The sequence below is a fragment of the Sorangium sp. So ce375 genome, assembly GCF_051473855.1.
Classification (GTDB): domain Bacteria; phylum Myxococcota_A; class Polyangia; order Polyangiales; family Polyangiaceae; genus Sorangium.
In genome coordinates this window covers 10,295,132-10,309,320 of sequence record NZ_CP150335.1, presented here as the reverse complement: position 1 = coordinate 10,309,320, position 14,189 = coordinate 10,295,132, and the positions used below count along the sequence as shown (strand labels likewise).

Sequence of the window (14,189 nt, the reverse complement as noted above, 5' to 3'; positions counted from 1 at the left end):
CACGAGGTCGACAACCATGAACGCGCGCAATGTGGTTGATCCACGCGCCGTGCCAGATGTCAACCGGAAACGGAGGCCCCTGTTGGCGCCGTGCCACCGGAAACGGAGGCCCCTGTTGGGCCCGTGCTGGCCTGACCGACGTTGCGGTTGACTGTCGGACTGACCGACGTCGGGCACACGTTTTGTGTAATGCGAGAGCATGAGCCAGCCTCGAGCCGTCGTTGCAGGTGCCATGTTTCTCCTTGCACGGCGTGTGTCGCGGTGAACCCTGTGTCCTGGCTTTGAGCTTTGCTGAATTTGATGGCTTGTTGTGTGGTGTGATGGGTGTGATCCGATGTTGAATTTGCCGTTGTGCAGATGGTTGCACGAGGTCGTGCTGGCTGGCCGCGGGGTTGGGTTGGGCTGTCCGGGGTTGTCCTTCCTCCCTGTCCTGGCCGAGGTCGAGCCGTTCGCTCGTTCGCTGTTCCAGGTTGAGCCGAGCAACAGCCGTGAGCGCCTGAGCCAGCTCAGCCAGGAGCTCAGGTCGAGCTGGACAGAGCTGTCGCAGGTCGAGCTGAGCAGAAGCTGTGAGCAGCTGCGCCAGGAGCTAGGAGCTGTCCCAGGTCGAGCCGAGCCTGAGCCAGCCAGGAGGAGCTAGGAGGGGCTAGGAGGAGCTGCAGCGCGGGCGGTCCAAGCGCGAGCGCGCCGTCACTGCGGCACGGGGAGCGCGTTATATGGCTCGGCGAGCCTGCCGACGACGATATCGCGCAGCGTCCTCGCATAATAGATCGAGCCCGATTGCGTGCTCCAAGCGTGTCCCACGATCGTCCCGCTGCTGTTCGCATAGAGGCGCATGACGCCCCTGCCGACACCGGCGTGCCAGGAGCCGTCCGCGTTGAGCCGGGTGTCGGTCGTCCCGTGGCCCGTGGTGCTCGAGTCGAGCACGGCGAGCGCGTACTGGACTGTCCCCGTCACGAACGGATACGTCGCCGCGCGTAGCACCGGAGCGCTCGCCGCGATGGCGACGTGCCCGCTGGCGGTGCTCCCCGCCGGATACTCGATCGCGATGATGTCGCCGGCTTCGATCGCGCCCACCGTCATGATCTGCTCGAAACCGACCTCCTCGATGATCCTGTCGTGGTACAGCGCGGCGTTCGGGCTTGTGCTGCCGAACCACGTGCGGATGTCGTAGGCGGACAGCTGATAGGCCTGCTTGAGGACGTTCGTGACGAACGAAGCGCACAGGCTGCGGCTCTCATACTCCGTAGCTCCTCCGACGCCGGCCCAATACACGTAGCTCGTGCCGCTGCCGTACTCGTTGTTCACCGGTGCGATGTGGGCCACGAGGGTGTCGGCCCAGTAGAAATGGCTGGCCTCCCCGGCCACCTGGCCCTTTGCCGGGCGCGGCGCGAGCAGGCTCAACCCTGTCAGCACGACGGCCGGGAGCGCGCGAACGACGGCTCTCGAGCTCATGCGCTTCAATGCATTCATGATTTCCTCCCGTGTGGAATCGATGGCCCCGCGTAGGCTGGTCATATCCGTGTCGGCGGCACCGCGGGCATCACCGCGGTGCGTCGACAAAGCGAAGTCGCGCACCAAGCCACAGAACATACGCCGAACGAACGATCTCTACAATCACCGGCGCACGGGCCACGCTCTGTACTGCTCGCTCCTGCTCGATCCTTTTCGAACAGGATTCCCCTCCTTTCCGCAGCATGTCTCCTCCGGGCGACCTCCGTGCACGTCTTCGTAGATCCGCACGTCGACGACCACCGCAGGAGCGGCAGGGTGATGGCGCGGTGATCACGGACGGCATGGCGAGGGCGAAGCCGTCGAGACCGACGCGGCGCCCGACATCGACAGGAGGGCGGCGATGTCGCACGGATCGGTCGAGCCCCCAGGGCGGAAGGAGCGCTCGGCGAGAGATCGAGGCGCCTGCGACGCGCGCCAGGAGAGGAGCGCCCCGCCGGCGCAGGCGCGGACCGCCCGCGTCCCGCGCGGATCGCCGGGGCCAAGTTCCGCCGTTTTGTTGACAGATCCGCACAGTTCGATTGGATGGCGGCGTGCCCTCCGCGAAGCGCCTAACGACCGACCTCCACCCCGTCCTGACGCTCGGCGACGCGCTGGAGCACTATTCCACCTGGCCGAGGCCCACTGTGATCGTCTCCGACGGTGCTTACGGCGTCTCAGGTTTTCCCGGCGATCCCCCGACCCACGACGGGCTCGCCGCGTGGTACGCGCCCCACGTCGCCGCGTGGTCGGAGCGCGCCTTGCCGTCCGCCACGCTCTGGTTCTGGGCGACGGAGATCGGCTGGGCGACCGTGCACCCGCTGCTCGAGCAGCACGGATGGGAGTACCGGACCTGCCACGTCTGGGACAAGGGGATCGCCCACATCGCGGGCAACGCGAACACCCGGACGCTGCGCAAGTTCCCCGTGGTGAGCGAGGTGTGCGTGCAGTACGTGCGCAAGGTCCTCCTGGAGAGCAGCGGCGCGCGGCTGCCTCTCAAGGCCTGGCTGCGGCACGAATGGGAGCGCTCGGGCCTGCCGCTGCGCCAGACGAACGAGGCGTGCGGCGTGAAGAACGCCGCCACGAGGAAATACTTCACCCGCTGCCACCTCTGGTATTACCCCCCTGCCTCGGCCTTCGAGCAGATCGCCGCGTTTGCCAACGCGCACGGCCGCCCCGAGGGGCGACCCTACTTCTCGATCGACGGCAAGCGGCCGCTGACGGGCCACGAGTGGTCCAAACTGCGAGCGAAATTCCATTGCGAGGTCGGGGTCACCAACATCTGGAGCGAGCCCGCGGTCCGCGGCCCCGAACGCTTCAAGGAGGAGAGCCGGGCGGTCCACGGCAACCAGAAGCCCCTCAAGCTGCTCGATCGCATCATCCGCGCATCGTCCGACCCGGGCGATGTGGTCTGGGAGCCGTTCGGGGGGCTCTGCTCGGTCGCGGTGGCGGCCTTCGCCGCGGGCAGGCGCTGTTACAGCGCCGAGATCGCGCCCGTGTACCACGCCGTCGCGTCGCGCCGCCTCGCGAAGTGCGCGCCGCAGCCGCGCGCCGAGATCTCGGCCGCCTGACGGTCGGTATCGGCCCCGCTCGTTCGCATGGTAGCCTGCTCCCCGATGGCGACGCCGAAGATCGTGACCGTGGGAGGGGGGACGGGCCATTACACGCTCCTCACGGGTCTGCGTGACCTGAGCGCCCGGATCACGGCGATCGTGACCATGATGGACTCGGGCGGGAGCTCCGGCAGGCTCCGGGACGAGTATGGCCTCCTGCCTCCGGGCGACTTCACGCGTTGCCTCGTCGCCCTGTCCGAGCACCCGGAGGCGCTGAAGGAGCTGCTCGGCCACCGCTTCCGCTCGGGGAGCCTCGGCGGGCACACCCTGCGCAACCTGATATTCACCGCCGTGCAGGAGATCACCGACTCGCTCCCCCTCACGGTCGAGCGACTGCACGAGATCTTCTCGGTCAAGAACCGCGTTCTCCCGGTCACGATGGATCACGTCGATCTCGTGATGCACCTCGAGAACGACAGGACCATCCGCGGGGAAGCGTCGATTGACAACCTCTCCGACATGCTCGATGCGCCGGTGCTCTCGGTCTATCTGGATCCCGAGGCCGTGGCGTATCCAGCGGCGCTCGACGCGATCGCGGACGCCGATCTCATCATCGTCGGGCCGGGAGACCTCTACACGAGCCTCGTTCCGAACCTCCTGGTCAAGGGCGTGCGCGAGGCCATCGCGGCGAGCCGCGCCCGCGCGCTGTTCGTGTGCAACCTGATGACGAAGCCCAACGAGACGCCCGGCTACACGGTCGAGGACTTCGTGGGCACCATCGCCATGTACCTCGGCGAGGCGCGGCTCGACGCGGTGCTGGTCAACGACGTCTGGCCCTCCGAGAGCCTCCAGGAGTACGCCTCCGCCGGCTCCGAGCCGGTCGTCACCTCGCCGGACAAACCGCTCGCCTCCGACCTCCTCGTCCCCGCCGACCTGCTGTTCGGCGGCAAGCTGATCCGCCACGACCCGCACAAGCTCTCGGCCGCCATCGTCTCGCTCGCCCGCCAGCGATCGTGGTGGTGAGCCCCCGGCAGAGCTCCCGCCGCGCCTGGCCCCGCGCGACGCGCGGCACCCGCCGCGCGCTGCCGGGACGCGGCGCCGCCGGGCCGGCCCAGCCGCCTCGGGCCGGCGCGGCCGGGCACGACGATCAGGCCGTATTCGGTGCGTCGTGCAGATAAAAGGGCGTGTTGACGATCACGACGCCCTTGCCGCCACGGAAGAGAAGGAGCCATTTGAGGATCGATGCCGTGTGGTTGTGGAGCAGGTAATGGTACCAGTGTGACTCGACCACCTCCGGCACGACGACCGCCACTTGCCGGTCCGGGTGGGCGTGCGCGAGGGCGGTCACGAAGCGGAGCAGCGGCCTGAAGAGCCGCCGGTAGCGGGAACGCACCACCGCCAGCCGCGGCGCCGGTACCCCCTTCTCCTTCGCGGGCTCCTCCACGAGAGCGTGCCATTCGCCGCTCAGGTCCTCGACGCGAGGATCGTCGAGGAGCACCTGGAGCGCGTAGACCTCGGGCGAGAGCCGGAGCGCGAAGCGGAGCCCCTTCTGCGCCACGAGATCCCAGCGCCGAACCGGGACGACCACGATCGGCGGCGGAGAGGGGGTGAAGTCGAGCGGCGCGTGGGCTCGAACCTCCTCGTCGATGTGCTTGTAGTGCCGTCGCACATTGCAGAAGATGAGAAAGGCCGCCATCACGAGCAGGGTCGAGATCCACGCACCCTCGGCGAACTTCGAGATGATGATGACGACGAGCGTGGCGGCCGTGGCCGTGGCGCCGGTGGCGTTGACGGCGAGGTGAAGCCGGGAGCGCTTGCCGCGGACCCTGCGCCAGTGCGCGGTCATCCCCGCCTGCGACATCGTGAAGGCGAGGAACGCGCCCACCGCGAAGAGCGGGATGAGGGCGTCGGTGATGCCCTGGAAGACGACGAGCAGGAGGGCCGAGAGCCCGGTGAGGACGCCGATGCCGTAGGAGAAGGCCAGGCGCCTGCCGCGGTGGATGAAGGGCTCGGGCAGGAAGCGATCGATCGCGAGGAGCTGACAGAGGCGGGGGAAGTCGGCAAAGCTGGTGTTGGCGGAGAGCATGAGCACCGCCACCACGGCGGCCAGCGTCACGTAGTAGAACGGGCCGCGCCCCACGACCGCGCCCACCATCTGCGAGATGATGCTCTGATAGCCGCTCTTGCCGGGCTCGGTGGCGGTGATGCCGTACGCCCGCGCGAGGAGCGCGATCCCGGCGAGCAGGACGCCGAGCGAGGCGACGATGTACGAGAGCGTCCGGCGCGCCTGCGCGCTGCTCGGCTTGCGAAAGGCAGGGACGCCGTTGCTCACGGCCTCTACGCCGGTCATCGCGGTGCACCCGCTCGCGAAAGAGTGGCAGAGGAGCCCGAGGCTCGCGGTCCCGAGCGCGACCGGCAGCGAGGGCGGCGCGACCACGGGCGGCGGGTGCCCTCCGTGGAGGATCGTCTTCCCGATCCCGATCGCGATCACAGCGAAGAGACAGCCGAGGAACGCGTACGTCGGCGCCAGGAACACGAGGCCCGCGGTGCGGAGCCCGCGCAGGTTGACCGCGGTGAGCAGGGCCAGGACGGCGAGGCAGAGGCCCAGGGTGTGGGGCAGGAGCGCGGGCACGGCGGAGACGAGCGCGCCCACCCCTGCGGAGATGGCGACCGCGACGTTGAGCACGTAGTCGATCAGCAGCGCCGCCGCCGCGACGAGGCCGGCGCGCGTGCCGAGGTTCTCCTTCGCGACGATGTACGAGCCGCCGCCGCTCGGGTACGCGGCGATCGTCTGGCGGTAGGACACGTAGACGATCGCGAGCAGCCCGATGACCAGGGCGCTGAGCGGCACGATGTAGTGGACGCCGAGCACGCCGAGGGGGAGGAGCACGGTGAGCGCGGCCTCGGGGCCGTACGACGCGGAAGCGAGCGCGTCGAGGCCCAGGACCGGGATCCCGGAGAGCGGACCGATCTGTTCCTTCTCCTCTTCATCCGAAGCGAGCCGCCGGCCGAACAGCACCGTCGTCAGTGACATGGGTTCAGGCGATTCACGCAAGGCGTGTGCCGGGAGTGAGCTCGATCGCGCGCGCGAGCGTCGGGCGGAGGCCCGCGCGCACACGACGATCCAGGCGCTCTGTGTGCGCTTCTCAGCGGTGCTGGTCGAGCACGAGCGGCGCCTCGCTGCGCATGGGCGGAGCCAGCCGCATTCGAGGTTTGCACGGAGAGCCTCTCCGCCGACGCGGGGTGATGTCGCGCGAATCGCTCAAGGTGGGATCATTTGCCACGCCCGGCCAAGTTGCCTCATCGCAGGCGGGCGCCCTCGCCTGCGAGCGCGCCCGCCGCTGGAGCAAGCGGCTCGCCTGCTGCCGGATCGGGCCGCGCGGGCTCACCGTGCTGGGCGTCAGCCGCTGCGGCGCTCCCGCTGGTATGTGCTTCGCATGGAGCCGGGAGTTATCGCCACTTCACGGGCTGATCATCTCAGAATGAGGTAGAGCGTTATGACCATCGGTAATGAACAGTACGCTTCGGGCGGGTACAAGAACGGGATTTACGAGGGCGGCTCGCACGAGCCTGGCGCGCACGAGGCTGGCGCGCAGCCGACGCAGGGCGGCGAGGGCGCGGTGAGCCTCGATATGCTGCTCAAGTTCGCCAAGGACATCCACGCCAAGGTCAAGGACGTGCCGTATATCGTTCCGATCGCGATCGGCGGAGCGGCGTTTGCGATCGGTGTGCTCGCCAGCTCGAAGATCCTGCGCCAGCTCACCGTCCTCGCCGGTGGCTACGCGGTCAAGTACGCGATCCAGAACGTTCCCAGGGAGCCGATCATCGACTTTGCGAAGAAGGTCGTGTCCGACTCGTACCGGGCATCGTCGAGGGCCTGAGCCGGGGACGTGCTGCGGCGCACGCGGGGGCGCTCGCCCGCCTGCAGCCGTGCAAGCTCCGGCGGACGCCGGCCTGACCTGTCCCTACCTCCGACGCGCCGATGGCACACCTGCCTCCGCTTCTGGCATCATGAGGGCGGCGGTGCGCACGCGCCGTCAGCGCGGTCGGGAGGACGCTATGGACATCCTGGAGAGCATCGAAGTCCGCTGGTTCCTGCCTGCAGAGGACGCTCGGGCGGCGCGGCTCGGGTCGTGGTTTTCGCGCGCGTTCTCCGAGCCGCCGCGAAAGGACCGCTACCGGCGCCTCCGTCGCGCCGATCTCGGCATCAAGAAGCGCGGCGGCGGGCCGAAGAGCCTGGAGATCAAGCTCCGGGTCTGCGCCTTCGGCTCCGTCCATCTCTCTCCCACGGTGCTGGGCGAGCTGGAGCGGTGGACCAAGCTCTGTGTCGCGTCGACGGACGCCGATGACGGCGAGTGGATGACCGTCACGAAGGAGCGCCGCGTGAGGGTGTTCGGGGTGGTGGGCGGACGCGCCGTCGAGGTGACGGACGGTGAGCGCCCCGGGGCCGGGTGTGCTGTCGAGCTGACACGCGTCGCCCTGGCGGACGGCGAGGGCGAGGCCGCTCCTGCGGCGTGGTCGCTAGGGCTCGAAGCGTTCGGTCCGCCGACGATCCTCCTAGAAGCGCTCTACGCCGTGGGCCGAGCGGTGTTCGTGGAGATGCCCGATCTCCGCCTCACGTCCGGCGAATCGAAGGGGTATCCGGCGTGGCTCGCCGAGCGGTCGGCGGAGCGGTGAGCGCGCTACCGCAGCTTTCCTCCCGCCCCCGGTCGCCCGCGATGCGCGTCTCGTCTCTCTCTTTCATACGTCGTTGTAGATGTCGTCGTCTGTGGTCGGTCGCCGTGGGCCGCTGCGGCAGAGCGCCTGTGCCATACATCCCATCGACGCGAGGACACCTTCCCCCGAGAGCGTCGCGTGCTGTACTCTCCTGCCTCTCTGAATCCCGTGGAGAGGGCTCGCGTGATGACGGCTGCTTCGACTGCCCTATTCGCTGAATTTTTCGCCAGCTGTCCTGAGCTGCTCTTCGTCGCCTCGGCGGCGGGCGGGCTGCTCCACGAGAACGACGCCCTGCGGGCGGTCATCGGCCCGGCGAGCGAGGGGGGCTCGACGCTCGCAGATCTCGCTCACCCGGAGGATCGCGCGGCGCTGCTCGAGGCGTGGGCGAAGCTCGAGCAGACCGGCGAACCTGTCTCCTTCCGCGTCCGCCTCCGCGACGCGCGCGGGGCGCACCGTCCTCTGTTGTGCAACGCGAAGCGCTCGTCCGATCGCAGCGCCGTCTTCGGGTCGCTCCGGGCGACACCCGAGTTTGCCGGGGAGGAGCTGACGATTGTCCGCGACAAGGCGCGCATCCTGGACAGCCTCGTCAATCACGTGGACAAGCTGGCGTTTTGGGCCCTCGACCGCGATGGGATCTGCTTTTATCACGACGGCAAGGCGCTCCCGAACGCGGGGTTCAAGCCCGGGCAGCTCCTGGGGGTCAACTGGATCGAGCTCTATGGGAAGCAGCCAGGAGCGTCCGTCGTCGAGGTGCCAGACGTCGACCACGACATGCACAGCTGGTTCGACGGGACGGTGCGCCGCTTTCGGACGGACACGAACGGTGTCTATTGGGACAACTGGGTCACTCCGCTCCATGACGAGCGCGGCGAGCACGTGTGCGGCTTGCTCGGGTTGTCGTTCGACATCTCGGAGTCCCGGCGGACGGAGCAGGAGCTCCGCGCCCAGCTGCAGCAGATCGAGGCGCAGCAGAAGGTGATTCGCGATCTCTCCACGCCGATCATCGAGGTATGGGACGGGGTGCTCACGCTCCCCATGGTGGGGACGGTCGACAGCATGCGCACCGCCGACGTGATGGACAGCCTGCTCTCGAAGATCGCGGAGAAACAGGCGCGCTTCGCCATCCTCGACCTGACCGGCGTCGAGGTGGTCGACACAAAGGTCGCGAGCCACCTGATCCAGCTCGTCACCGCGATTCGGCTGCTCGGGGCCGACGGCATCGTCGCAGGCATCAAGCCGAACGTCGCCCAGACGATGGTAGCGCTCGGGCTCGACCTCTCGCAGCTCAACACGCAACGTAACCTGCGCGCGGCGCTCCAGCACGCGATCCGGAGCATGAGCCGCCCGGAGAACGCGCCACGCGACGGCCGCAACGGCGGCGCGACGGCCGGCGGCGGCGCGACGCGCGGCCTGCCGGCGCCGGGCTGACCGCGCCGCGCGTCACGGGGGCTCGCCGCCGCCGCAGAGCAGCGCGGCGAGCTCCGCCGTCTGCTCCGGCGTCGCGAGGTCCCGGGCTGCGACCGTGATCGCGCGGATCTCCTCCGCTCTCCAGCCGCCGTGCCCGCGCTCGCGCTCCGGGGCCGCCGTGATCCGGACGCGCACGAGCTCTCCGGACGCCACGACCGCGAGCTCCACGCCCTCGCCATCCGGCCCGTCGTCGCCGCGGCGGATGGTCACCGCGACCGCGCCGCGCGCCGCGAGCGCCCGCGCGAGCCGGGCCTCCGGCGCCGCCGTCCCGCCGAGCGGGCCCGGCGCGGCGCCGAGCGGGTAGAGCGCCGTGGCGAGCTCCACGGAGGCGACGGCCTCGGAGGCGCGCGTCCCCGCGTCGCGCACGGCTCGCCGCAGCCGCTCCGCGCGATCGCCGTCGCGGTCGAGCGCGGCGCGATCCGCCGGATCGAGCCGCACCACGCAGCGCACCAGCGCGGCGCCCCCGCCGGCGAGCGGCGCCGACTCGAGCCGCGCGCGGCGGAGCATCGCCGCGCCCCGAGCGTCGCCCGACGCCTCGAGCAGGGCCGCCGCGCCGCCGAGCACCGCGTCCGGATCCGGCCGCTCCAGCGAGGCCGGGAGGGCGGCCTCCCGGTAGATCTGGCTCCACCCGCGCCCCACGCCGGGCAGGCGCAGCACCAGCGACAGATCGGCGAGCTCCGTCTCCGGCGTGCGGACCGCGCTCGCGAACGCCTCCTTCACCGCCGCGAGGCGGCTGGGATCCGCCGTGAGCGCCGCGAACTCGGGCGCGTCGACGGCGAGCGAGAGGCGCGACGCGCTCACCTCGCGCGACCCCAGCGTCCACCGCTGGAGCGGGGCGGCGAGCGTGAGCTCGCCGCCGGCGACGAGCGCGGAGAGCCCGCGCTCGCCGCGCGCCTCGAGCAGCGCCGCGACCGCAGCCTTGAGCGCGGTCAGCGCCGGGATCACGCCCCGCCCAGGCGCCCGCGCCGCGCTGTCCGCTGCTCCTCGAGCGCCTCGTCCGCTTCTAGGGCCGCCTCGGCCTCGCGCTGCGCCTCGGCGTCGACGGCGCGTTGCCCCTGCGGGACGCGCACGGGCTTCGCCTCGGTGGCCGCCGCCTCGGCGATCGCGGCCGCCGCGTGCCGCACGTCGTCGTACGGCTTCGCGAGGTCGAAGATCACCTTGGTGTTGCCCTGGCTCAGGTTCGCCAGCGCCTCGAAGCGGCGCAGCTCCATCGCCCCGGGCGAGCGCGCGAGGATGCTCGCCGCCTCCGCGAAGTTCTTCGCGCTCTCCACGTCCGCCTCGCTCTTGATGATCACGTAGCGCCGATCGCGCTCGGCGATCGCGCCCTTCGCGAGCACCTCCTGCATCTGGGGCGGCAGCGCGATGTCCTGGAGGCCGATCATCTCGACGTGCAGGCCCCACGCGGCCGCCACCGTCTCGACCTGCGCGCGCACCTTGGCGGCGACCTCCTCGCGGTGCGCGAGCAGCTCGTCGAGCCGCGTCTCGCCGACCACGTCGCGCAGCACGACCTTCGCGCGGTCCTTCATCGCCGTCTCGTAGTTCTCGACGGCCAGCGTGGCCTTCTCCGGATCGACGACGCGGTAGTAGACGACCGCATCGACCATCGTGGTCACGTTGTCGCGGGTGATCACCATCTGCTGGAGCAGATCGCGGTTCTTCATCCGCGTGTCGATGCGGCGGAGCTCCTGGATCCCAGGGAGGAATAGGGTCACCCCGGGGGACACGCGGCCGGTCAGCTTGCCGAGCGTGAAGCGCAGCGCGGCCTCCCACTGGTTGATCTGCCGCAGCCCGGACAGCAGGTACAGCGCGGCGAACAGCCCGAGCACGGTGAGGATCAGGGACATCGCCTGCGACTCTAGCAGAGCGCCCGGCGCTGGCCGCGGTCGCGGCGCTCGCGTCGGCAGGCGTTCGCGGCGTTCACGGCGCCCGCGGGCGCGCAGGCGCGGCTTCGTCCTGGTGTCGTTGTCCGGGCGGTGTACTCTCGCTCCCTCGATGGGAGCCGAGCCGAGCCAGACGTTGCGCGACGGGCGCTACGTGGTCACGCGCGCCCTCGGCGAAGGGGCTCAGGGGCACACGCTCGAGTCGATCGACAAACGGCTCGGCAAGCTCGTCGCGATCAAGCGGTTCCAGATCCGCGGCGCCTCGAGCTGGAAGAGCGTGGAGCTCGCCGAGCGCGAGGCCCGGGTGCTCGCGTCGCTCTCGCACCCGAGCCTGCCGGCCTACCTCGATCATTTCGAGGAGGACGGAGCGCTCTTCCTGGTGATGGAGAAGATCGAGGGCGAGAGCCTGGGCGCGATGCGCCGTCGCCGCGCGACGCTCGGGCAGGACGACATCCTCCGCTTCCTGAGGGACGCCTCGGGCGTGCTCGACTACCTGCACGGCCGGGCGCCGCCGGTCATCCACCGCGACATCAAGCCGAACAACGTGATCCGCCGGCCCGACGGCTCCTTCGCGATCGTCGACTTCGGCGCGGTCCGCGATCGCATGCGCCCCGAGGGCGGGAGCACCGTGGTCGGCACGTTCGGGTACATGGCGCCGGAGCAGTTCCAGGGCCGCGCGCTGCCCGCGTCGGACGTCTATGCCGTCGGCGCGACCGCGCTCTGCCTGCTCACCGGCGAGGAGCCGGAGAACCTGCCGCACCGAGGGCTCGCGATCGACGTGCCCGCGGCCCTCGGAGGCCGTGGAGATCCGCGCCTCGTCCGGGCGCTCTCCGCGATGCTGGAGCCCGACCCGGACCGCCGCGCGGCGCGCATCGCGCCGCTCCTCGCGGGGCTCGAAGCGGGCGGCGCGCGCCCGGAGACGCCGCGCGCCGGCGAGCCGGTGGAGGGCTCCGCCGAGCGCGGCTCGCGCAAGGAGGAGAAGCGCGCGCGCAAGGACGAGCGGCGCGCGCGCAAGGACGCACGGCGCGCGCGCAAAGACGAGCGACGCGCGCGCCGGCACGAGGGGCGCCCGTCGCTCGATCGCGGGCTGGTGGGCCCGCCGCTCCTGGTCGCGCTGTTCGGCCTCACCGTCGCGCGCATCGCCGTCGGCCTCGCGCTCGGGGTGATCGTCCCGACGGTGCTGACGCTGCTGTCGCTGGTGTTCGGCCGCGTGCTGCGCGAGAAGGCCGCGCCCAACGTGCGCAGGGCCGGGCGGGTCGCCGATCTCGCGCTGCGCCGCGCCACCCGCGTCGTCCGCGGGCGCCCGGCGCCCGACGCCGCTGCCGAGCGCGGCGAAGGCGCGGCGGCGCGCGTGCGCTTCGAGGAGCAGGACGCCCCCGGTCGATCGCGCATCCACGACGACGACGACGCGCTGGACGAGGAGCTCGACGAGCTGGACGTCGACGAGCGGGGCCGGACGCACTCAGCCTCGCGGCCTCCTCGAACGGGCGAGCGCTGAGCGCCGCGCGCGCTCGCGCCGCGGACCCGGCGGTCAGATGCGACCGCGCGCGGCGTCGAGCTTCAGGCGGAAGACCTCGACGATCGCCTCGGCGAAGATCCGGCGGCTCATCTTCGAGCGGCCCGCGCGGCGGTCGACGAACACGATCGGCACCTCGACCACGCGGAGCCCTTTGCGCAGCGCGCGGTAGGTGGTCTCGATCTGGAAGGCGTAGCCGTTCGAGCGCACGCTGCCGAGATCGAGCGAGAGGAGCGCGCTCCGCGTGAACGCCTTGTAGCCGGTCGTGAGGTCGCGGACGCCGACGCCCAGGATGGTCCGCGCATAGAGGGAGCCGCCCTTCGACAGCGCGTGCCGCCCGAGCCCCCAGCCCTCCACGCCGCCTCCCGGCATGTTGCGCGAGCCGAGGACGACGTCGGCGCCCCGGGCGATCGCGTCGAGGAACGCCGGCAGGTGGCGCGGGTCGTGCGAGAGGTCGGCGTCCATCTCGAACGCGACGTCGTAGCCGCCGTCCAGCGCGCGCTGGAAGCCCTCCAGGTAGGCGGTGCCGAGCCCGCGCTTCGCCGCGCGGTGGAGCACGCGGACGCGCCCGTCGCGCGCGGCGAGCTCGTCGCCGAGGGCCCCTGTCCCGTCGGGCGACGCGTCGTCGACGACGAGCACGTGCGCGTCCGGGGCCGTCGCGAGGACGGAGCTCACGAACTCTGCGAGGTTGTCTCGCTCGTTGTACGTCGGCGTGATGATGAGGGTTCGGGGGGCCATCCTGGCTCGGCGCCGCGCGAGCGGGCGCTCGCACGCGTGATCGCGCGCGCCGCGCAGCGCCCCGTGTTCGCGGGCGTCCGCTCGCGCTCAGGTCTCCGCTGCGTCGGCCAGCACCGGCGCTCCGGGCCGGACGATCTACCAAACCGACGGCGCAGGCGGAAGGTTCCGCGGGGTCGGCCGCCGGCGCCTTGTGGGTTGCCGGAGGCGTGCGCGCCGGGTACTTTCCTTTCCCGACAGGGCGTCCGCTCTGCATCGGGCCGATAGGCTGGCGCAGCCTCGGTCAACTCACGGGGCGCGCCCCGCGCATCACGGGCGCGGCTCCGAACATGAACAGCGCGGCACCGACGGAGACAATCATGGCAGGCGAGCACGTCCTCACCCTCACCAACGAGAATTTCGAGTCCGAGGTCCTCAACTCCCCCATCCCCGTGCTCGTGGACTTCACGGCTACCTGGTGCGGGCCCTGCAAGCAGCTCGCGCCGATCGTCGCAAAGATCGCCGCCGAGTCCCAGGGCACGCTGAAGGTCGGCTCGCTCGACATCGACGCGGCGCCCAAGCTCGCCCAGAAATACAACGTCCGCGCCGTTCCGACCTGCATCCTGTTCCGGGGCGGCGAGAAGGCGGGCTCGTACACAGGCGTCGCGAGCAAGGAGAAGCTCCTCAAGGAGCTCGGCGTCTGATCCGCGGCCGCGCGTGACCCGGACGCCGGCGCGACAGAGCCCGGGCGCGCCGGCGCTCCCCTTCCCACAGACCGAACACACCCCAAATACCGACCGAAGCCCTCCCGGCGACGCGCCTCTCCGGCCAGCCGGCCGCGGCGCCGCTGCCGGC

Annotated in this window: 12 protein-coding genes; 7 read left to right on the top strand and 5 right to left on the bottom strand. The window is 70.8% G+C overall.

The annotated features are described in order from the left end of the window. Window positions 1-687: 687 nt before the first annotated feature. Window positions 688-1,452 (bottom strand): hypothetical protein, encoded by a 765-nt coding sequence (locus WME90_RS38550; protein ID WP_437277069.1) that lies wholly within the window; start codon window positions 1,450-1,452, stop codon window positions 688-690. 848 nt (window positions 1,453-2,300) lie between these two features. Between WME90_RS38550 and WME90_RS38545 the strand changes: the two genes are divergently transcribed. Beyond that, window positions 2,301-3,059 (top strand): DNA methyltransferase, encoded by a 759-nt coding sequence (locus WME90_RS38545; protein ID WP_437283719.1) that lies wholly within the window; start codon window positions 2,301-2,303, stop codon window positions 3,057-3,059. A 45-nt stretch (window positions 3,060-3,104) separates the two neighbouring features. After that, window positions 3,105-4,064, top strand: a complete 960-nt coding sequence (locus tag WME90_RS38540) for a gluconeogenesis factor YvcK family protein (RefSeq protein WP_437277068.1) — start codon at window positions 3,105-3,107, stop codon at window positions 4,062-4,064. 124 nt (window positions 4,065-4,188) lie between these two features. On the opposite strand, the gene WME90_RS38535 is transcribed toward WME90_RS38540, so the two are convergent. Further along, complete coding sequence (locus tag WME90_RS38535; RefSeq protein ID WP_437277067.1) at window positions 4,189-6,075, bottom strand: APC family permease; 1,887 nt, start codon at window positions 6,073-6,075, stop codon at window positions 4,189-4,191. Window positions 6,076-6,538: 463 nt separating this feature from the next. On the opposite strand from WME90_RS38535, the gene WME90_RS38530 reads away from it, so the two are divergent. From WME90_RS38530 to WME90_RS38520, 3 genes are all read left to right on the top strand, one after another. Then, window positions 6,539-6,922, top strand: a complete 384-nt coding sequence (locus tag WME90_RS38530; protein ID WP_437277066.1) for a hypothetical protein — start codon at window positions 6,539-6,541, stop codon at window positions 6,920-6,922. 178 nt (window positions 6,923-7,100) lie between these two features. Next, on the top strand, window positions 7,101-7,718 hold the full coding sequence (locus WME90_RS38525) for a hypothetical protein (protein ID WP_437277065.1): 618 nt from the start codon (window positions 7,101-7,103) through the stop codon (window positions 7,716-7,718). A 225-nt stretch (window positions 7,719-7,943) separates the two neighbouring features. Then, window positions 7,944-9,185, top strand: a complete 1,242-nt coding sequence (locus WME90_RS38520) for an STAS domain-containing protein (protein WP_437277064.1) — start codon at window positions 7,944-7,946, stop codon at window positions 9,183-9,185. A gap of 12 nt (window positions 9,186-9,197) precedes the next feature. Here WME90_RS38520 and WME90_RS38515 read toward each other — a convergent pair whose 3' ends face one another. Continuing rightward, window positions 9,198-10,169, bottom strand: coding sequence for a hypothetical protein (locus WME90_RS38515; RefSeq protein ID WP_437277063.1), 972 nt, complete (start codon window positions 10,167-10,169; stop codon window positions 9,198-9,200). After that, complete coding sequence (locus WME90_RS38510) at window positions 10,166-11,068, bottom strand: slipin family protein (RefSeq protein ID WP_437277062.1); 903 nt, start codon at window positions 11,066-11,068, stop codon at window positions 10,166-10,168. Before WME90_RS38510 ends, WME90_RS38515 begins: the two co-directional genes overlap by 4 nt. Before the next feature lie 148 nt (window positions 11,069-11,216). On the opposite strand from WME90_RS38510, the gene WME90_RS38505 reads away from it, so the two are divergent. Then, window positions 11,217-12,602: a serine/threonine protein kinase gene (locus WME90_RS38505; protein WP_437277061.1), complete on the top strand. Its 1,386-nt coding sequence runs from the start codon at window positions 11,217-11,219 to the stop codon at window positions 12,600-12,602. Between the two features lie 33 nt (window positions 12,603-12,635). Here WME90_RS38505 and WME90_RS38500 read toward each other — a convergent pair whose 3' ends face one another. After that, on the bottom strand, window positions 12,636-13,358 hold the full coding sequence (locus tag WME90_RS38500; protein ID WP_437277060.1) for a polyprenol monophosphomannose synthase: 723 nt from the start codon (window positions 13,356-13,358) through the stop codon (window positions 12,636-12,638). A 356-nt stretch (window positions 13,359-13,714) separates the two neighbouring features. On the opposite strand from WME90_RS38500, the gene trxA reads away from it, so the two are divergent. Next, the gene (gene trxA, locus WME90_RS38495) at window positions 13,715-14,038 is read left to right on the top strand and encodes a thioredoxin (protein ID WP_437277059.1); all 324 of its coding nucleotides are present in this window, start codon (window positions 13,715-13,717) and stop codon (window positions 14,036-14,038) included. Window positions 14,039-14,189: the final 151 nt, after the last annotated feature.